17 protein-coding genes and 1 other RNA gene are annotated in these 19,708 nt (G+C 64.5%); 3 read left to right on the top strand and 15 right to left on the bottom strand.

The features are described 5' to 3' along the window. Window positions 1-264 precede the first annotated feature (264 nt). Together ASG92_RS21855 and ASG92_RS21850 are read left to right on the top strand one after the other, a co-directional pair. Window positions 265-1,590, top strand: a complete 1,326-nt coding sequence (locus ASG92_RS21855) for an alpha/beta hydrolase-fold protein (RefSeq protein ID WP_056633325.1) — start codon at window positions 265-267, stop codon at window positions 1,588-1,590. 101 nt (window positions 1,591-1,691) lie between these two features. After that, on the top strand, window positions 1,692-4,106 hold the full coding sequence (locus ASG92_RS21850) for a DUF2156 domain-containing protein (RefSeq protein ID WP_162256351.1): 2,415 nt from the start codon (window positions 1,692-1,694) through the stop codon (window positions 4,104-4,106). Window positions 4,107-4,211: 105 nt separating this feature from the next. Here ASG92_RS21850 and ssrA read toward each other — a convergent pair. The 15 genes from ssrA to galE form a co-directional block, all read right to left on the bottom strand. After that, window positions 4,212-4,580, bottom strand: a transfer-messenger RNA (tmRNA) gene (gene ssrA / locus ASG92_RS27715). A 92-nt stretch (window positions 4,581-4,672) separates the two neighbouring features. Further along, complete coding sequence (gene smpB / locus ASG92_RS21845; protein ID WP_056633321.1) at window positions 4,673-5,143, bottom strand: SsrA-binding protein SmpB; 471 nt, start codon at window positions 5,141-5,143, stop codon at window positions 4,673-4,675. A 144-nt stretch (window positions 5,144-5,287) separates the two neighbouring features. Beyond that, window positions 5,288-6,676, bottom strand: a complete 1,389-nt coding sequence (locus ASG92_RS21840) for a M23 family metallopeptidase (RefSeq protein ID WP_056633318.1) — start codon at window positions 6,674-6,676, stop codon at window positions 5,288-5,290. Then, window positions 6,670-6,927 (bottom strand): hypothetical protein, encoded by a 258-nt coding sequence (locus ASG92_RS28635; protein WP_157372388.1) that lies wholly within the window; start codon window positions 6,925-6,927, stop codon window positions 6,670-6,672. Before ASG92_RS28635 ends, ASG92_RS21840 begins: the two co-directional genes overlap by 7 nt. Before the next feature lie 2 nt (window positions 6,928-6,929). Further along, the gene (gene ftsX / locus ASG92_RS21835) at window positions 6,930-7,844 is read right to left on the bottom strand and encodes a permease-like cell division protein FtsX (RefSeq protein ID WP_056633315.1); all 915 of its coding nucleotides are present in this window, start codon (window positions 7,842-7,844) and stop codon (window positions 6,930-6,932) included. Beyond that, window positions 7,841-8,641 carry a cell division ATP-binding protein FtsE gene (ftsE, locus tag ASG92_RS21830; RefSeq protein ID WP_056633312.1) on the bottom strand — a complete coding sequence of 267 codons (801 nt, stop codon included), beginning with the start codon at window positions 8,639-8,641 and terminating at the stop codon, window positions 7,841-7,843. Before ftsE ends, ftsX begins: the two co-directional genes overlap by 4 nt. 187 nt (window positions 8,642-8,828) lie before the next feature. Further along, window positions 8,829-9,944, bottom strand: a complete 1,116-nt coding sequence (gene prfB / locus ASG92_RS21825; RefSeq protein ID WP_056633309.1) for a peptide chain release factor 2 — start codon at window positions 9,942-9,944, stop codon at window positions 8,829-8,831. A gap of 98 nt (window positions 9,945-10,042) precedes the next feature. Continuing rightward, window positions 10,043-10,456: a pilus assembly protein TadG-related protein gene (locus ASG92_RS21820; RefSeq protein ID WP_056633819.1), complete on the bottom strand. Its 414-nt coding sequence runs from the start codon at window positions 10,454-10,456 to the stop codon at window positions 10,043-10,045. Window positions 10,457-10,518: 62 nt separating this feature from the next. Continuing rightward, window positions 10,519-11,124 (bottom strand): hypothetical protein, encoded by a 606-nt coding sequence (locus tag ASG92_RS21815; protein ID WP_240987249.1) that lies wholly within the window; start codon window positions 11,122-11,124, stop codon window positions 10,519-10,521. Beyond that, on the bottom strand, window positions 11,105-11,503 hold the full coding sequence (locus ASG92_RS21810; protein ID WP_056633303.1) for a TadE family protein: 399 nt from the start codon (window positions 11,501-11,503) through the stop codon (window positions 11,105-11,107). Before ASG92_RS21810 ends, ASG92_RS21815 begins: the two co-directional genes overlap by 20 nt. Before the next feature lie 13 nt (window positions 11,504-11,516). After that, window positions 11,517-11,723: a hypothetical protein gene (locus ASG92_RS21805; protein WP_082579671.1), complete on the bottom strand. Its 207-nt coding sequence runs from the start codon at window positions 11,721-11,723 to the stop codon at window positions 11,517-11,519. Window positions 11,724-11,854: 131 nt separating this feature from the next. Continuing rightward, a complete protein-coding gene (locus ASG92_RS21800) occupies window positions 11,855-12,796 on the bottom strand; it encodes a type II secretion system F family protein (RefSeq protein WP_056633300.1) in 942 nt (313 codons plus the stop codon). After that, complete coding sequence (locus ASG92_RS21795; RefSeq protein WP_056633298.1) at window positions 12,793-13,647, bottom strand: type II secretion system F family protein; 855 nt, start codon at window positions 13,645-13,647, stop codon at window positions 12,793-12,795. The genes ASG92_RS21800 and ASG92_RS21795 overlap by 4 nt, the downstream gene beginning before the upstream one ends. After that, a complete protein-coding gene (locus ASG92_RS21790; RefSeq protein ID WP_056633295.1) occupies window positions 13,647-14,870 on the bottom strand; it encodes an ATPase, T2SS/T4P/T4SS family in 1,224 nt (407 codons plus the stop codon). The genes ASG92_RS21795 and ASG92_RS21790 overlap by 1 nt, the downstream gene beginning before the upstream one ends. 152 nt (window positions 14,871-15,022) lie before the next feature. Further along, a complete protein-coding gene (galE, locus tag ASG92_RS21785) occupies window positions 15,023-16,042 on the bottom strand; it encodes a UDP-glucose 4-epimerase GalE (RefSeq protein ID WP_056633813.1) in 1,020 nt (339 codons plus the stop codon). Window positions 16,043-16,292: 250 nt separating this feature from the next. Between galE and ASG92_RS21775 the strand changes: the two genes are divergently transcribed. Then, complete coding sequence (locus ASG92_RS21775; protein ID WP_082579657.1) at window positions 16,293-19,676, top strand: GH25 family lysozyme; 3,384 nt, start codon at window positions 16,293-16,295, stop codon at window positions 19,674-19,676. Window positions 19,677-19,708: the final 32 nt, after the last annotated feature.

Below are 19,708 nucleotides of genomic sequence, written 5' to 3'. Positions count from 1 at the left end.
CGTCCAGCCCCCTTGCGCTCCGCCCAGGATGACAATAGGTCCGGAACCTTACAGCCGCCTGAGTGTTGTCGTGCTGGCGCCTGAGAATTTCATGCCTCATCTACGGCTGACCAAAGCAGCCCTGCGGCAGTCTCACAAGGAGCCAGCGGCAGAAACCGGCGTCGGGACCAGCGACAGGAACCAACGGCGGGAACGCCGTGCGAATGCCCAGTTAATCCCCAGCAAAGGCCCAGAATCCGTGGCTAGCGTGGAGACGCCGGAAGTATGACCTGGAGGATTCTGTTGCAGACCTGGCTGTATTCAATCAGTCTTTTGGAGGGGTGGTTTCCGGATACCCTGGCCGTCCTCTGCGCTGTCTCCATTGTCCTCCTGTTGCTGCGCCGGCGCCCGCGCTGGTGGATCTTTGCCGCCGTTTCGCTGGCCGCTTCGATGGCAGGCTGCTTCGGCCTTGCCTGGCTATTGGTTCACGTCTTCTTCGTGTGGCCCGAGGATCTTCCACCGGAAGTAGTGGCGTGGGCCGGTCTCGGAGTTTTCGCCGCAACCGTCGCCGTCGGAAATATGTTCCTTGGCGGTCTTCGGCACGCTCTCCTGGCTCCGGTCGCCGCCCTCGTGGTGCTCAGTCTCTGCGGGCAGCAGATCAACGCCTACTTCGGCCTGCTCCCGACGGTCGGCACGTTGTTCGGCGTCTCCGGGTCCTCGCTTTTGCCGCTGGAGTCCGCCATGAAAAAACACGGCGACCGGATGTCCTTCGAAACCGCCCCGCTCTACGACCGCTGGCACGGAGTGCATTTGACTGCCACCGGCGTCATGCGCCATGCGGAGATCCCGGGGACGGTTTCAGGGTGGCATGGCCGCCACGCCCATATTTACCTGCCGCCGGTGTACCTCCTGAAGAGCCGGCCCAAGCTTCCGGTCCTTGTTCTGGTCGGCAGCCAGCCTGGCTGGCCGGGGGTATGGGCCGACAGCGGGGATCTCGTTCGGATGATGGCCGAGTTCGCCGCCAGGCACCAGGGGCTGGCTCCAGTGGTTGTCATTCCTGACCCCAACGGGACCGAGGATGGCAACACGATGTGCATGGACACCACAATTGCCAAGACGGACACGTACATGAGCGTTGACGTACCCGAATGGATCAAGCACAACCTCGACGTGGACTCGAACCCACAGCATTGGGCTGTGGGCGGCTTTTCTTTCGGCGGCACCTGCGCCATCCAGATGGCCACCCGGCATCCTCGCATCTACCCCAACTTCATGAGCTTTGGCGGCGAGCGCGAGCCCGCCCTGGCGATTTCACGCCAGCAGACGGCCAACGAGGCATTCGCCGGAAACCTCGCTGCCTTCACTGCAGAGGTCCCGTTGACGCTGCTGGCCCACCGGAATTATCCGGACAGCTTTGGATTCTTCGCCGCAGGGGCCGACGATCCCGAGTTCCGGGGCAACGCCGTCGTTCTGGCCGCGGCCGCTGCCAAGGCCGGAATGCACGTCAAATCGGACATCGTCCCGGGTGCCGGACACTCGTGGAAGGTCGTCTTGGATTCAATGCAGTCTGCGTTGGATTTCCTGGCCCGGCCCATGGGGCTGGCTCCGTGACGAAGGGGGCCGGTTGGCGGGCTCCGCTGCGGGCGGCCGTTCGGTTGGTGGGCCGCGTTCCGTTGGCCTCCTTCCTGGCCGCAGTCATGTGGGCTGCCGCCGTGGGAACCCATTCTGTCGTGTCCGGTCCGCCGCCAGAAGTGCGGCACTTGGTGGCGGAGAGCCTGGACTCTGCTGCCCGCGGAGACTGGTGGGCGCCGCTCCTCTCCATCTTCTTTACGGGAAATCTGGCCTCCTACCTTCTGGCCACGGCAATCATCCTGGGATGCGTCGGGCTCGCGGAAGCCACGATGGGCACCCTGCGGACGGCACTGGCCTTCGTCGGCGGCCACCTGGGCGCCCTGGTCCTGCATTTCACTGTGGTCCTGGCCGGTTCGGCTCTGGGGAGCGCCTGGCTCGCCAGCATGCGGCCCGGGGCCATCATCGGTCCGTTCGCCGGATCGCTGGCCGCCGTGATGGCGGCCAGTCCGCTCGTCAGCGCGCTGTGGCGCCGCCGGCTGCGCTCGGTCATCGTCGCCGTCACCCTCATGCTGCTGCTCTACGTCGGGCATCCGCAGGCGTTGGCTAGTTTCCTGGGCATCCTGTGCGGCCTTGGCCTCGGCCGGATCCTTCACGGACGGCCGGCGGGAGCCCATCTGCCCCGCTCCACGAGCCGCGAGACCAGGGCGCTGCTGTCGATGATGGTGGCAGTCTTCGCCGCCGGGCCGGCGATGGCAGCCCTGGCGCAGGCACCTTCCGGGCCCTTGGCTATCCTCCGGGATCTGATCGTCAATCCAATTCCGACCATCAGCCAACTCCAGGCCAATTGCCGGGCAGCCGTCGACCTGAGCTGTGCCCAGGTGATTCACAGCCCCGGCCTTAACGGCCCGGGAGGTGAGGCGCTGGCGCTGGTTCCCCTGCTGGTGCTGCTCGTTTGTGCGGAAGGTCTGCGGCGGGGAAACCGTTTGGCTCTGTGGGCTGCGATCGCCGTCCACCTGGTGATCGGTGTCCTCTCAGCGATCCACCTGCAGCTCTTTTCGCTGTTCGGGAGCTATATGCGCACCGGAGGCCGGGTGCTGCCCGTGGAGTCAGGGGTCGTCGAGGTGCTGCCGGTGGTCACTGTGCCGTTCGTCATCGCCGGGCTGCTTTTCATCAACCGGCGGCATTTCATCGTCGATCCCGATCCTGTCCTGCGCCGTCGAACAGCCATTCTGCTGCCCTCGCTCTTTGCCGTCTTTGCCACCGGCTATGTGATCGCATGGTTCGCGGAGGACAACTATCACCGGCGAGCGGGACTGTTGGCATTGCTGGCCACCCTTCCGAGGATGTTCCTGCCCTACCCGTTCTCGTTCCGGTATTCGGTTTCCGTGTTCCCGCACGGCTTCTTTTCCACGCTGATCTTCAGTTACGGGGGCGCCGTCTTCTGGCTCGTATCCGTCATCAGCGTGCTCCTGCTGTTCCTCAGCCGCCGGCTGAGGAACGCCCGACCGGACAGCGAATTCTCCACGGCCAGGGAACTGATCCGCCAGGGCGGAAGCTCGCTGTCTTGGATGGCCCTGTGGCCGAACAACCGCTACTGGTTCAACGCTTCCCAGACGGCGGGCGTGGCATACCAGGTGCACTACGACGTCGCCTTGACCATCGGCGCGCCCTTCGGGTATCCGAAAGACGCCAGTCGCGCGGCGGAGGAGTTCACGCGCTTCTGTGCGGCCCAGTCCCTGGCGCCGTGCTGGTATTCGGTCACCGATGACAACTGGGAGTATCTGCAGAGGCTCGGCTTCCGTCGCGTCGCGGTCGCGGAGGAGACACTGCTGCCAATCCGGGAAATCGAATTCAAGGGAAAAGAATGGCAGAACGTCCGTACCGCGCTCAATAGGGCCCGGAAGCTGGGAATCACTGCCCGGTGGTCCACCTACGGCGGACTGAGCGTAGGGTTTCGCACGCAAATCCATGAGATATCCGAAGCGTGGGTCTCTGTGAAGGCCCTGCCCGAGATGGGGTTCACGCTGGGCAGCCTTGAAGAACTCAAGGATGACAATGTACTTATTGGCCTTGCCGTGGACGCAGACGGGAAAGTGCACGGCGTGACCAGCTGGCTGCCAGTATTCGAGCGCGGCCAGGTCGTCAGCCGGACCCTCGATTTCATGCGGCGGAATCAGGAGGGTTTCCCGGGCGTAATGGAGTTCCTGATCGCCTCCGCCGTGATCCACTTCAAAGAGTCGCTTGACGTCCTGTCACTCTCCGGGTCCCCTCTTGTCGCTCCGGCGGCCGGCTCCGGGGGAAATTCTGCGGTGGCGGCCAACATCGATGCCTTGGGCAGATTCCTGGCGCTGTTGGGGCGGGGCCTCGAGCCGGTGTACGGCTTCCGGTCGCTGGCTGCTTTCAAGGCGCGTTTCCGGCCGCAGCACCGCACGCTCTACATGATGTACCAGGACCCGCTGTGGCTTCCGTGGATCGGCCGGGCGGTCACCGAGGCATACATGCCGAACACGTCCCTGCGGCAAACGGCGAAGTTGCTCCGGGAAATCATGGGCTGAGGCCCTCGGGCACCAACCCGGACAAAGAAAAACACCCCGGTCCGAAGACCGGGGTGTCACCGATGACCCGACACATCCGTGAAGGATGTCTCGACTCACCACACAGGGTGGAGATGGGGGGAATTGAACCCCCGTCCGATGTCGTGTTGTCAGGGCTTCTCCGGGCGCAGTTTGCGTCGGAATTTCTCGGCCCCAGCCGTCCTGCAAACAGGCGGCTGATCCGGGCCCAGTCATCTAAGAGTCCCGTTTGCCCCGATGACGGGGGCAAACAGCAGTGGCTATCTAAATGACGCCAGGATCCGGGGCGATAGCAACCTCGGGCTGACGGACTGTCTTACTGCTTAGGCAGCAAGAGCGAAGTCAGTGCGCTTAGAATTGGCACTTATTGGTTTGCAGACAGCGTTTACGAGATAATTCTGCATCCTCGGCCCGCTTCACCTGTCGCGACTAACATCGTCGAAACCGATCATCCCCGTATTTTGTTACCAAGCCGGCGGGGCCAGCGGTACAAGTACCAGATCCCTGCCGGACTACCCATCATAACGCATCTTGGCGGCGAAAAATTCCTACCGGCGGTTGCGTTCCCTCATGACCCGAAGAGCTTCGCGCTTGTCCTGCTGCTCCCGCAGCGTCTGGCGTTTGTCGTACTCCTTCTTGCCTCTGGCGATGCCAATTTCCACCTTGGCACGGCCGTCCAGGAAGTACAGCTGAAGAGGCACCACCGTAAAGCCGGATTCCCGGATCTTATGCGAGATCTTGATGAGCTCCTCGCGATGCAGCAGCAGTTTGCGGCGCCTGCGGGCGGCGTGATTGGTCCAGCTCCCCTGGTTGTACTCGGGAATATGAATTCCCTCCATCCACAGCTCATCGTTGTAGAAGGTGCAGAAGCCGTCAACCATGGAGGCATGGCCTTCCCGAAGGCTTTTCACCTCGGTGCCCATGAGGGCGATGCCAGCCTCGTACGTGTCCAGGACATGGTAGTCGTGCCGGGCCTTCCGGTTGGTGGCCACTACCTTACGGCCACTTTCTTTGGGCACGGTGGAACTCCTCAGATCTCAAAATTTGGCTGTTCCGAAGGCTCCGGAACCAGGTCATACAAGTCTACGGCAGTAGATGCAGGGGCACGGATGCGCGCCTGCAGCTCCGGGCCGCAGATACCCAACTCACAGCTGACGCGTGCCTCACAGCAGGCGCATCGGGTCCACCGCTTCTCCGTTGAGCCAGGTCTCGAAGTGCGAGTGGCAGCCCGTGGAGTTTCCGGTGGTGCCGGAGTAGGCGATGAGCTGGCCCTGGCTGACGTGCTGGCCCGGCGAGACGGTGACGCTGCTGTTGTGGTAGAAGATCGTGGTCAGCGAGTTCCCCTGGACCACGCCGTGGGAGATCTTGACGTTATTGCCGCCGCCGTCGTCCGCCCAGCCGGCCGAGAAGACGGTGCCCGCTGCCGGCGCATAGACAGGGGTTCCGCAGGCGGCACCAAAGTCAATGCCGGTGTGCATGTACCCGCCGGAGCCGTAGAAGTCGACGGTTCCCGGCGGCGTTGCCCGCCAGCCGAATCCCGACGTGATCGGCACGTCGTCGGAGAACGGGTGGCGGAGTCCGAAGGCCGACGGCGGACCGGTCACCGGAGCGTAGGGCTTCGGAGCCTCGCCCTTGGCCTTGGCCGCTGCCGCGGCAATGGCCGCCAGGCGGCGCTGCTCCGCCTCCCAGGCTTCACGCAGCTTCCGGTCGCGTTCGACGATATCTGCGGCGACGGCGTCCTGCCGGGCCTTGACCGTCGCGAGCTTCTTCTGAATTCCCGGCCTGGCGGCTTCCAGTTCCCTGTTGAGCCGGGCGGTATCGGCGATCAGCTTGTCCACCTTGGCCTTCTTGGCAGCTGCCTCGTCCCGGGCCGCCTTCTCCTTGGCCAGCGCGGCGTCGGCCTTGGCCTTGAGGTCCTTGATCTCCGCTTCGACCGCCTCGAGGCGGGCCTGCGAGTTCACGTTGGTGGCGTTCTGCTGGGTCAGCTTATCCATGGCCGAGTTCTGGCTGCGCATGGCCTGGTCTGCCAGGTCAATGGTGTCCGTGAGGCTGCCCGTGTTGTTGGAGCCGAAGAAGAGCGTCAGGTTCGACGGCACTCCGCCGGACTTGTAGGCCTGCGTGGCAATCTGGCCGATAAGCTTCTTGGTGCTGGCGATCTTCTGCTTGTCCGTATCCAGCTGCTGCGTGATCTTGGCCTTGTTCTGCTGGGCAAGGTCAACCCGGGCGGCGAGTGCCTCCACCTCTTTCACTGCGCTGGCCACACGGCCCTGCGCCTCAAGCAGTGCCTGCTGTGCAGCCGGGAGCTGGCCGCGGAAGACGACCAGGTCGGCGGCCACCTTGGAGATTCGTGCGTCCACGAACTCCAGCGACTGCTGGACGCGTGCCGCCTCAGCCTTGAGCGCGGCCTGCTGGTCTTCGAGATCGTCGGCGAAGGCTGCCGGAGCCGAGGCCCCCAGGCTGGCCGCCAATATCAGTGCGAGGGCGGCGCTCATCATCCTGCGTTGGCGTCCCGCCGGACCGGTTTGCGGGGGCCGGGCGGACTTCGTCAGCATGGGCATTCCTTCGGTTCGACAATGAGCACCGCAAGGAGACTCCAGAGCAATGTCGCGGGGGTAATGAGAATTAAGCTGGTTCGGACGAGGAAATTCCCTCCAGTGGTCGGTATCTTGTCCCTTGAATTTCTCATTTGAATTTCTCCCAAGGCTGCCTGTTTGCTCATGCCGAGCGCTTCAGCCAATTCTGACCAGTTTGCCCCCTCTTCATGCGCAGGTTTTGCCCAGTTTTCGAGCAATTGTTCGTGCATGGCTACACCCTCAAGTATCGGCGGAGCGTCAGCAGAGATGAAGTACCCGCCAGGACAACGCCCAGGCCGATAAGGGCGGGAGCCAGGAGCAGCGTCTGCGCCGGGGAAATGAAGGCCGTGTCCGGATATTGCTTGGACATGAATTCGCCCAGGAAGAAATGGGCCACGGCCCACAGCGTCCCCGACGCCAAGGCTGCGCCAATCACGGCGGCAATCACGCCTTCAAGGATGAACGGCAGCTGGATCACGATCTTTGAGGCGCCCACGAGCCTCATGATTCCCGTCTCTCGCCGCCTGCTGAACGCCGAGAGCCGGATGGTGGTGGCGATGAGCAGGATGGCGCAGACCGTCATGACACCGGCGATGCTCACGGCCACCAGCGACGCCGCGTTCATCACGGAAAACAGCCGCTCCAGGACCTGCCGCTGATCAATGACCGTTTCCACGCCGGGCTGCGAGGCGAATGTCTCGCTGATGATCTGGTACTTTTCCGGATCCTTCATGTTGATCCGGAAGGATGCCGGAAGCTGGTCGGGGGTGACGGAGTCGACGATGGGCGAGTTCGAGAACTGCTCCTTGAAGTGCTTGTAGGCATCTTCCTTGGACTCGAACTGGAAGTCGTTGATGTACTGGGAAACCGCCGGTGATTCGAGCAGGGTCCGCAGGTTTTCCTGCTGCTCAGGTGTGACTGGTCCCGTGGCGCAGCCGGCCGCCGCCGAGCCTTCACCGCAAAGGAAGATGGCGACCTGGACTTTGTCGTACCAGTAGCCCTTCATTTGGTTGATCTGCAGCTGGAGCATTCCGGCGGCGCCCACGAAGGTCAGCGACACGAACGTCACCAGAATGACGGAAACCACCATGGAGAGGTTCCGCCGCAGGCCGCTGCCGATCTCGCCGAGGATGAACTGGAGCCTCACAGCTGGTCCTCCCTTGAGCGCGGGGAGCGGTCCGGCAGGGGCGGGCTGGTATCCGCGGCGTCGTCCCGTCCGCTGGCGTCCTTGAGCCTGCGGGACTGGCCGACCACGGGAATCATCGATGTGTAAAGGGCCCGGGCTTCGTCGCGGATGACCTTGCCGTTCTTGAGTTCCACGACGCGTTTGCGCATTTCGTTCACGATGTCGTCGTCGTGCGTGGCCATGACCACCGTGGTGCCGTTCTGGTTGATCTTGTCCAGCACGCCCATGATGCCCATGGAGGTGGTGGGGTCCAGGTTGCCGGTGGGCTCGTCCGCCAGCAGGATGCCGGGCCGGTTGACCACTGCGCGGGCGATGGCCACGCGCTGCTGCTCGCCGCCGGAAAGTTCGTGCGGCATGCGCCGCTCCTTGCCTTCGAGGCCAACGGTCTTGAGGACTTCGGGGACGGTGTCCCGGATGACGCTGCGGCTCTTGCCGATGACCTGCATGGCGAACGCGACGTTCGCGAAGACGTTCTTCTGCGGAAGCAGGCGGAAGTCCTGGAACACGACGCCGATCCCCCGGCGGAGCCTCGGCACCCGCCAGCTGGAGATGTTGGCGACGTTTTGGCCCGCGACGTAGACAATGCCGGACGTGGCGCGGTCCTCCTTGAGCACCAGCCGCAGAAACGTTGACTTGCCGGACCCCGACGCGCCGACGAGGAAGGCGAATTCACCACGGTCGATTTCAAGGCTGACAGAGTCCAGCGCAGGCCGGGCGTTCTGGTCGTAGACCTTGGTGACATTTTCGAAACGGATCATAGCCCTATATACCCTGCAGGACGCGGCTTTGTGGGCATGGTCTGCAACCGGTGCGGGGGCTTTCTCTTGGGGGAAGTAGAGCTCCGGCCCTTCGACTATACGCACGGGCGGCGGCGCTCACCGGGGAGTCAGCGGGGCGTGTCGCATGATTGGCGCCCAAAGGCTGGCCTATCAGCCTCGTGGGTGCCTACTTTTTCGCGTTGCGATTATCCGTGCGCCAGCGGATGCCGGCTTCGATGAAGTCGTCGATCGCGCCGTCGAACACCGCGGACGTGTTGCCCACTTCGTGCTCGGTCCGGAGGTCCTTGACCATCTGGTAGGGGTTCAGGACGTAGGAGCGCATCTGGTCGCCCCAGGATGCCTTGACATCACCGGCGAAGGCCTTCTTCTCGGCGTCTTCCTGCTCCTTTTTGAGGAGCAGGAGGCGGGACTGCAGCACACGCATGGCGGCGGCGCGGTTCTGCAGCTGCGACTTTTCGTTCTGCATGGACACCACCGTCCCCGTGGGGATGTGGGTCAGCCGGACGGCGGAGTCCGTCGTGTTGACCGACTGGCCGCCAGGGCCCGAGGACCGGAAGACATCCACGCGGATCTCGTTGTCCGGGATGTCGACGGAGTCCGTCTGTTCGATGAGCGGAATGACTTCGACGGCGGCGAACGAGGTCTGCCTGCGGCCCTGGTTGTCAAAGGGGCTGATCCTGACCAGCCGGTGCGTTCCGGCCTCGACGCTCAGCGTGCCGAAGGCGTAGGGCGCGTTGACTTCGAATGTGGCGGACTTGAGCCCGGCCTCCTCCGCATAGGAGGTGTCCATGACGGTGGTGGGGTAACCGTGGCGTTCGGCCCAGCGCAGGTACATCCGCAGGAGCATTTCCGCGAAGTCGGCTGCGTCGACGCCGCCGGCACCCGAACGGATGGTGACTACGGCTTCCCGCTCGTCGTATTCGCCGGCAAGAAGCGTGACGACCTCAAGTTCCTTGAGCGACTTCCGGATCGATTCGAGTTCGGCTTCGGCTTCGCCCATCGAGTCGGCGTCGTCTTCATCCTGGCCAAGCTCAACCAGCACCTCGAGGTCGTCAATGCGGGACACGAGCGTGTTCAGCCGTTCAAGCTCGGACTGCCGGTGGGACAGGCGGGAGCTGATCACCTGGGCAGCTGCGGGGTCGTCCCACAAGTTCGGCTCGCCGGCGCGCTCGCTCAGTTCTGCGATGTCTTCCTTCAGCGCCTCGACATTGGTGACGTTCTCAATGGAGGTGTAGGTGGCGCGCAATGCGCGGATTTCTGCGGAAAAATCTATTTGGGCCATGGTTATTAAAGCCTACGCTATCCGCCTCCTCCCGCCGCACGGGCGGGATGGGCTGGAGTCTGTGGGCGGGGAAGGGGTGGCTGGAGTCCTGGGGCGGTCTAGCGTGTGAGCCGCGACCTGGCGGTGGATGCCGCCTCGATGCGAATGCCGTCCGGTACGAGGAAGTTCACCACTGGAGGGTGCACCGCGGCGCTAAGGACCACGACGGCGGTGGACCCGTCGGGTGTTCCGGTTGCCGCAGTGACGGCCAGCCCTTCGAACCGACCGAAGGCACCGTTCCGGTTGAGGTAATCCCCTGCGACGCTCCTGACGCGTTCCCCGCTCAGGACGGCCGAAGGGGTTCCGCCCTTTGTCTCCACCTGTCCCAGGGTGTAGCTGTCGGCTGCAGCAACTGATGCGCCGTCGGCCAGGGACAGCAGTTTTTTGTGCTCGATGTATAGGCTGGACGCCGCCATCACGACCGTGCTCACCAGGAGTGCCAGCATGACGAATCCGATGATGAGCACAGCCATCTGCCCGTCCTCGCCTCCGGTTGCGTCTGCTCCGCCGGGCGTCCGGCGCGTCGGCTCGAAGCTCAACGGAACTTGCCCACAATCTGAGTCGCCGCCGCGTTCAGTTGGCTGGCGTTGAGGCGAAAGGCGTCGCTGAATGGCACGAAGGGAAGCGGCACGCTCAGATGAACGGTCACGGTGACCGCGGACCCCGCGGCCATGCAGTCGCCGGGGTCGCAGCTGACGTCAACGCGGGCGTTTTCTGCAGGATGCCCGTAGTCGGCCATGGCCAGGATTGCGGCCTGCTCTGCTGCTGCGCGGCCCGACGGTTCGTCGCGCTGGGCCACAAAAACCTTCGCGGCCTGGTCTGCTGCGCCGACGACGGCGAACGAGCCGCCCTGGATTTGGCCGATGGTGATGATGAAGTACACGACCGGAACCATCAGGAGCAGCCCCAGGAAGGTGAACTCCACGACAGCGCTCCCCCGTTGGCGGGAGCCGCCCGGCAATGAGGGCCCGCCAACGCGGCCGCCGGTCGCGTTCCCGCCCCGGTCTGGTTCCCTGTGGTCAAGGCACAGGGCTTCCGAGAAGCGCTCTGCGAGCCACAGGGCCGCGTCCCAAGGCGACGGCTGAACGCTGGCGATCTTGCGCCTCCTGGGCACGGAGGGGTTAATCGCTGATGGGGGCATGGCCTTTGACCTCCAGCATGTCCCGGGGGCCAATGAGGCCGATGACCGGCATTGGAGCCTTCACGGTTACTTCCAGCGTCCGGAGGCCATGGAACGTGACTTCGCGTGTCTGGATGTCCTGCGCGAAGTCCATGCTGAGGGCTGTTCCGATCAGTTCGCCCGTCCGCCGGCGCGCATCCTCGGCACTGCGGTCAGCCAGTGTTCCGTACCGCGCGCCCGAGGCCGCGGCATCGATCAGCGTGTTGCGGATGTGCAGCACGAGGGCGAGCTGGATGATGGCGAGGAAGAACATCGTGAGCAGCCCGCCTACCAGTACAAAGTCGACCACAGCAGAACCGCGCTCGCTCCCGGCAGCGTCCGCGGAACGGTCCGCGGCCATCACTGTCACCGGCCTATTTTCCGACCGTGTCCATTGCCTGGTTGAACATGGCCTCGAGCGCCGGGCCCGCGAGCGCCAGCAAGGCAGCAACAAGCACCGCCGACATGAGGGTAATCATGACCCAACCTGGAACGTCTCCCCGCTCCGGGTGGTCAGGCCTACCCGTAACTTTGGGACGCGCCGGCCGGGTCAGCCCAGCGGGGCTCCCGATGAGCGCCATCAGTGCATTGGCAGTTGCCATTCGGTGCCTGGCCATGAATGTCATGTACTTCCCTTTTCTCTGAGAACTGATTGGTGGTCACCGGAAACCCGGTTTGGCGTAGGGTCTGTGGACCGGGGCGCGCCCGAAGGTCAAAGATTCAGGCTGAGCGCCGCCAGACCGGGGAACACGGCGAAGACAACGGTCAGCGGCAGGACACCGAACACGAGGGGAACCATCATCGCGATTTCCTTCTTTCCGGCTGACTCCATCAGGTCCCGTTTCGCAGTGTCGCGGACGTCCTGGGCCTGTGCCCTCAGGACCTCTGCGAGGGGCGTGCCCCGCTCCACTGCCACAATGATGCCGTCGACGAACCGGACGAGTGGTCCCAGATCCGTCCGGGCCGAGAACTCCTGCAACGCTTCCACGAGCGGCTTGCCTGCCCTGGTTGCGGCGAGGACCTCACCGAATTCTTTTGCCAGCTCACCGCGTGCGCTCCGGCACACCCGGTCCAAGGCACCGGTGGCGCTTTCTCCGGCACTCACGGCGAGCGCCATCATCTCGGCGAGACTCGGGAACTCCGCCATAATCCGTTCTTGCCGCTTCCGTATCTGCACACCCAGCCAGTAGTCCCGGAACAGGAACCCGCCCACTGCGCTTCCGGCCGCAGCAACGACCGCCAGGACCGGACTGAACCTCCCGGCGAGGGCGCCCAGAACGATGAGACAGACCGTGGCGGCGAAGCCGGAAACGGCCCAGAGTAACTGTTCTGCCCGGAAGTTCACGGGCGGCTTGCTGATGCCCGCCTGCGCGAGCCTGCGCGTAAGGGCTGACGAGCCGAGGTTGAATTTGCCCAGCTTTGCGGTGGCATCCTTGATGAGCGGGCGGAGAATGCGTTCGAGCGGACCAAACGGCGTGATGGTGTGGTCCAGTGTCCGCAGGAGCCTGGATTCGATGTTCTGGGATCGCAGCTGCGGCTCAATCCGTTCCACAAGGCTTATGGACCGCATGAATGGAAGCCGGACGAGGATGAGCCAGAGCCCGGCCCCGAGAACCATGCCGCACACGATCGCAGCTGCCGGCACCGTTGTCATCGCAGCACCCTCTCTTCTTCAGGCAGGGCCCCTATCCGCAGCATGACGGAGTAACAGACCAAGGAAACGACAAGCCCGCCGAGCAGGACCACAGCCCCCATGGGCGTGTTGTACGCGGCCACGGCCTCCGGGCGGCTCGCCAGCAGCACCATGACGAGCCAAGGGGCGGCAACAGCGAGGCGGGCCGCGTTGACGGTCCACGACTGCCTGGCCTCCAGTTCGCTCCGGGTCCGGGCACTCTCCCTGAGGAATTCGGCCAGAGTTCCCAGAAGCTTGCCGAGATCTGAGCCTCCCACTTCCCTGGTGAGTCTCAGTGCCTCGATAATACGGTCGGCAACCGGGTCGGCAAGTCGCTCTTTGAGCCTGTTGAGCGATGCGTCGAACTGCCCGCCCGAGCGATAGTCGGAGCCGAAGTCCCGAAACACATGGCGCAGTTCCTCCGGCCCCTTTTCACCCAGCTGAATAAGGGCCTCCGGCAGCGACAACCCGGCCCTGATGGCGGACCTGAGGTGATCGACGACGTCGGGCCAGAGCCGCCGCAGGACGGCAGTTCGCCTCTTGGCCCTCCATTTCACGACCACAACCGGCAGCCACGCGCCAAACAGTCCGAAGCAGAACGAAATCGGCCATGACTTGCTCACGGCGAAGAACACCAGCACGGCAAAGGCGCCGAGGCCCAGGCAGCTCCCGACCAGGCCTGCGCCGGTAACCTTCTCGACGCCGGCGGCAAGCAGCAGGTCCTGCAGGCGGCCGGTACCGGGCTGCTTCTTGACGCGATCAGGCTCTTCCCATGCCGACCACCAGATCAGGAACAGCCCGGCCCCCGCCAGGACCCCCAGCAGCGGCGCCATCAGCGCGGCTCCAGGAGGGCGGCGACGTCGTAACCCGCCTTCGCGAATTTCTCCGCTGCGGGCATCGAGTTGGCTTTCAGCTGCAGTTGGCCGTCGATCATCGAGAAGATCATGGACGACTCGATAATGCCGTTCTCTACCCGTCTGCCCAGCGACAGGATCTCAGTCACCTGCCGGCGCCCGTTGGCCTGGCGGCTGCAGTGGACCACGAGATCAATGCACGATGCTACGGTCGGGACAACAAAAGCGCTCGATATGTTGTCTCCGGCCAGCAGGGGAAGTGTGCAGATCTTGGTCACGGCGTCGTGCGCGGAGTTGGCATGGACCGTGCACATACCCGGAAGCCCGGAATTCAAAGCGATGAGCATGTCGAGGCTCTCGGCCTCCCGTACTTCTCCCACCACGAGACGGTCGGGCCGCATCCGGAGGGCTTCCTTGACCAGCCGGCGCAGCGGGATTTCACCCTCTCCTTCCAGGTTGGGCTGCCGGCACTGAAGCCCGACGACGTCGCGCAGCGGAAACTGGAGCTCGAAGATTTCCTCAACGGTGATCACGCGCTCGCGGCTCCCGATGCTGGCCGCCAGACAGTTGAGCATTGTGGTCTTGCCCGCCTGGGTGGCCCCCGATACGAGGATGTTGAGCCCGCTGGCCACGGCGGCTCCGAGAAACCGTGCTGACTGGGGTGTCAGAGTGCCCAGTTCAACGAGGTGTTCGAGGCGGCTGGCCTTGACCACGAACTTGCGGATGTTGATGGCCCAGTGGCGCCTGGTGACGTCAGGTATGACCACATGGAGCCGTGATCCGTCCGGCAGCGCGGCATCAACGAAGGGCGAGGACATGTCCAGGCGCCGGCCGGAGCTTTTCAGCATGCGCTCAACCAAATCCCGGATCTGCTGGTCGGTGAGGCTGAGGGACGTCAACTCGGATTCGCCGCTCCGGGCCACGTAGATTTCCGTCGGCGCGTTGATCCAGATTTCCTCGATATCCGGATCATCCAGCAACGGCTGGAGGGCGCCGAAGCCGGCTACTGCGTCGAAGACGAACCTGCGGGCAGGTTCCAGCGGACCGATAGGGGGAAGCGGCCCCATAAGGGCGCGCTCGTCATAGTCGCTTACTGCCGCGTCCACGAGGCGCCTGACCTCGCCGGCCTGCCGCAGCGGATCAAGTCCCCTGCGACGAATCAGCTCACGGACTTCATCCTCGACTATCCGTACAGCATCCATGTATTCCCCAATACGACTGCCGCCCCCGGCCGAGGCAGTGCAATTGGGTTAAAGCTAAGGGATGCTACCCCGTCGGCATAGTCATGCCGGACAAGTTGTGGATAAGCGGGACCCCGGGTCGAAGTTGCGTCCTGGACCCGCAGGTCCCGCGGTCAGCCCTGCTCCGCGTAGCCGAACGGATTGGAGCTCTGCCAGCGCCAGTGGTCCTTGCACATCTGCGCCAGGTCACGGTGCGCCGACCAGCCCAGTTCGGCGAGGGCGGCCGAGGCATCGGCGTAGCTCACGGCCGCGTCGCCGGGCCGCCGCGGCGCTAACTCGTAGGGAATCGGGTGGCCCGCAGCGGCGCCGAAGGCATCGATGACTTCCAGCACGGACGAGCCGCGCCCGGTGCCGAGGTTCCAGCGGAAAGCGCCGGTCTTGGTCGCCAGGTAGCGCAGCGCGGCCAGGTGGCCCGCCGCGAGGTCCATGACGTGGATATAGTCCCGCACCCCGGTGCCGTCGTGCGTGGGATAGTCGTTGCCGAACACCATGACCTTCTCCCGGCGGCCCACGGCCACCTGGGCCACGAACGGCAGCAGGTTGTTGGGTATGCCCCGGGGGTCTTCACCGATGCGGCCCGATTCGTGCGCACCCACGGGATTGAAGTACCGCAGCAGGGCGATGCTCCAGCGCGGATCGGCGGCGCTGAGGTCCGAGAGGATGTCCTCGATCTGCTCCTTGGTCCGCCCGTAGGGATTGGTCGCGTCCAGGGGCGACTTTTCGATCAGGGGAACATGCTCCGACGCACCGTAAACCGTGGCGGACGAGCTGAATACCAGCCGGCGCACGCCCGCCTTCTCCATGCTCTCCAGCAGGTTCAGTGTGCCGACGACGTTGTTCTTGTAGTACCACAGCGGCTTTTCGACCGACTCCCCCACCGCCTTGAGGCCGGCAAAGTGGATGACGGCGTCGAAGCCGCCTTCCGCGAACACCTGGTCGACGGCGTCCGCGTCCAGCAGGTCCCCCTCACGGAAATCCACTTTCTTGCCGGTGAGCTCCTCAACCCGCCGCACAGCCTCGACGCTCGAATTCATGAGGTTGTCCAGTACTACAACCTCATGCCCGTCTTCGAGAAGACAAAGCGCAGTGTGTGATCCGATGTAGCCGGCGCCCCCGGTAACCAAAACTTTCATGGCCACAAGTCTAGGTCCAGACGGGGGGCGCCAATGCCTGCCCGCCCCGGCTGTCGGGAAGAGGTCTTGCAACCCCAGCCGGAAAGCTCAATGCCCCCGCTGGCCACAGGAGCCACATTAGTCACATCTATACCTCCGGTGTTAGGATTGGCCCGCTAACATCGCCGCTGGTTTTGCGGGGCTCAATACGGCGAGGAAAGTCAGCCATGAGGCCGTTTTAAGCCAGCAGTTCAAGGCTACGGAGTACCACATGGAACGTTCCTCAAATAGCAGCCGCTCCGCAGTCATCGCGTTGAGCATAAAACGGCTGGGCCTTGTAGGGGCTTCCGCAATCCTGTCCACGATGCTGTGTGCGGGCGGCGGCCTTCCGGCCCTCGCAACGACGACGCCCGCTGGCCCCGGAAGCCCGGACGCCCCTGCTCCCTCGACGAGTCCCGCTCCGTCATCGGCCGCCGCCCCGTCCCCGAACGCACCGAGCCCGAACACACCGAGCCCCGAGACGAGGGCCGCCACCACCCAGGCTCAGCCCCCAGGGCAAGAGTCCACCGGGCAGATCGACATGGAGGCACTTCGCGCCGAAATCGGAAAAGACGGCGCGTACATGGGCCAAGGCGCGAAGGATCGCGCCTCGACGTTCGCCAAGCAGTCGGAGGCCTCGTCCCTGAATGCCATCTCCACAGAGGCCGCCAACACGTGGATGGCGCCCGGCGTCCAGGGGCTGGACGTCAGCAGCCACCAGTCCGCGGTCAACTGGACGACCCAGTACAACATGGGCGCCAGGTTTGCCTACGTGAAGGCCACGGAGGGCACGACGTACCGAAACCCGATCTTCGGATCCCAGTACGGTGGCGCGGAAGGCGTGGGCATGATTCGCGGGGCGTACCACTTCGCCCTCCCGAACGTTTCGGCGGCGTCAGTCCAGGCCGATTACTTCGTCAATAACGGCGGAGGGTGGACCGGAGACGGGAAGACCATGCCCCCGCTTCTGGACATTGAGTACAACCCGTACCCGTCGCTGGGTAACACGTGCTACAACATGAGCCAGGCGGCGATGGTCAACTGGATCGCAGCCTTTTCCAACCGTGTGCTGGCCAGGACCGGCCGCCTTCCCATGATCTACACAACCACCGACTGGTGGACCACGTGCACAGGAAACTCCGGCGCCTTCAGCAGGCAGCCACTGCACCTGGCCTCATATTCGCGTTACGTGGGGACCATGCCCAACGGCTGGGGAACATACAGTGTCTGGCAGTACAGCAGCACCGGCCCTTTCGAGGGCGACTCCAACGCCTGGAACGGAACCCTGGCCACCCTGCAGAAGTTTGCGTCCCAGGCCGACGGCGCCATCCCCACACCATCGATAAGGTCCCTGGGTGACGTGGTGGCGGCCGACTCTTCCGGCGTCCTCTGGGAATATCCTGCGACAGGTTCGGGGACGTTCGGTACGCGGCGCCAGATCGGACAGGGCTGGACCGAGGTACGATCCGTCAACGCCATCGACTGGAACGCCGACGGCGTCCTGGACCTCGTCGCCCAATGGACCTCAGGCCGCGTCAACGTGTATCTCGGCGCCTCGACCGGCGGATTCTCCGCCGGCCCCGAACTGGCGGCAGCGGGTTGGGGCAACTACCAGCTCACGGTCGGCTACTGGCTCAGCAGCAGCTATTTCCCGCAGATCATCACGCGCGACGATTCCGGCGCGCTCCGGCTGTGGCGGAATGCTTCAGGTTCGGGGGTTAGCGCGGGGACGGCCATAGGTAACGGCTGGACCGGGCTGAACCTGACCATGATCGACTTTGACGGTGACGGCCACCAGGACATCCTCGCCCAGGACCCCGCCGGGGCGCTTCGGCTCTATCGTTCCGGCGGCAGCGGGTCATTCCTTGCCGAGGCACGGCCGACCATAGGCAGCGGCTGGAACATGATGACCAGCGTGACCGTCACGACCAACTTCAAGGGGGCAGGAACCAACGGTCTCATGGCCCGCAAGGGAGACGGGCAACTGACGTATTACCCGGTGCCCGGCAACTCGACATGGGGCGCGTCAGTCCCGATCGGCGTCGGCTGGAACGGCTTCCTCATCGCCGGCGGCGAGACCATCAACGTCGCCGTTGCTCCCCCGCCCACCCAGCCGACTCCTTCGATCGCGGCAGCCTCGGACGTTGTGACCATCGATGCCGCCGGCGGCCTCTTCCGCCACTCCACCGGCGCGGGCTCCCTCGGAGCCGCAACCAAGATCGGTGACGGCTTTACCGACGTCGCTTCCGTTCACGTGACCGACTGGAACGCTGACGACATCCAGGATGTGGCGACCCTCAGCACCGCCGGAGTGCTCAGCATCCGGGCCGGGCTGTCCGCCGGGGGCTTTGCCGCACCCAGCGTTCTCGCCTCCGGACTCTCCGGGGCCGACATCACCTTCGGCTCCTGGCTGAAGGCCTCCAAGTATCCGGGCCTCGTAGTCCGCCGGGCAGACGGCGCCCTGCAGTTCCACGCGAACTCCTCGGGAGGCGCCCTTGGTCCTGCCGCGGGCATCGGGTCAGGATTCACCCGGATGCACGTCACCATGACGGACGCAGACGGGGACGGCAACCAGGACGTTGCCGCCGTTGACTACCTCGGGCGCATGACGCTCTTCCGCTCCAACGGCACGGGAACGTTCATCGCGGAATCCCGGCAGGTCATCGGCAACGGTTGGAACGCGATGACCAGCATCAGTCCGGCCAAGGGATTCGCGGCACCGTCCTCGAACGGAATATTGGCGCGCGACAGCGCGGGAACGCTGAGCTATTACCCGCTGAATCAGGGCGCCTTTGGCCAGAAGTCGGTGCTGACGCCGGGATGGGCCGATACCCTGATCTCCGGAAGCGCCCGCCTTGTATCCGAGCGGCCGGTCACCAGCACCGCGGATGTGCTCTCCGTTGACGCTTCCGGAAGGCTCTGGAACCATCCGGCCGGTTCCTCCGTGATAACCGGCGCGTACCAGATCGGGGTCGGCTGGTCAGGAATGAAGTCCCTGCACGTTGTGGACTGGAACAGCGACGGCGTCCCCGACGTCCTCGCCCAAAAGGCCACCGGCGCGATATCTGCGTACCTGGGATCGGCGTCGGGCGGGTTCACCGGACCGGTGACTGCCGCCACGGCCGGCTTCTCCCAGGCCACGTTGATCGCGGGCAAGTGGGTCACCGGCAGCAGGTACCCCGGCCTGGTGGGCTATGGCAGCGACGGAGTGCTCAACTTCTGGGCCAACGCATCCGGGGCTTCGCTCAGCGCGCCGGTGCGGATCGGCACCGGCTGGGGCGGACTGAAGCTGGCCATGGTGGACTTCGATTCTGACGGGCACCAGGACCTTCTGGCCGTAGCCTCCTCCGGCTCGATGAAGCTCTACCGCTCCGCCGGGACAGGCAGCTTTGTCCCGGAAGCAAGGAAGACTGTGGGCAGCGGGTGGCAGTCCTTCCGGCAGTTCTCCGCCACCGCAGGATTCGCCGGCGCCGCCAGCAAGGGAGTGCTGGCCCTGCAGACCACTGGGCAGTTGCGCTACTACCCCATCGCCGCCGGGGGCAAGTGGGACCCGGCATCGACGGCGGGCACCGTCGGCTCAGCGGCGCTCGTTTCAGTCTCGTCCGCTGCGGGCTAAGCACCCGAAGGCACAAGAAGGCGGCTCCCCGT

This window comes from Arthrobacter sp. Soil736 (assembly GCF_001428005.1).
GTDB lineage: Bacteria > Actinomycetota > Actinomycetes > Actinomycetales > Micrococcaceae > Arthrobacter.
The sequence above is the reverse complement of the archived record's forward strand: the minus strand, read 5'-3'. Positions and strand labels throughout refer to the sequence as shown.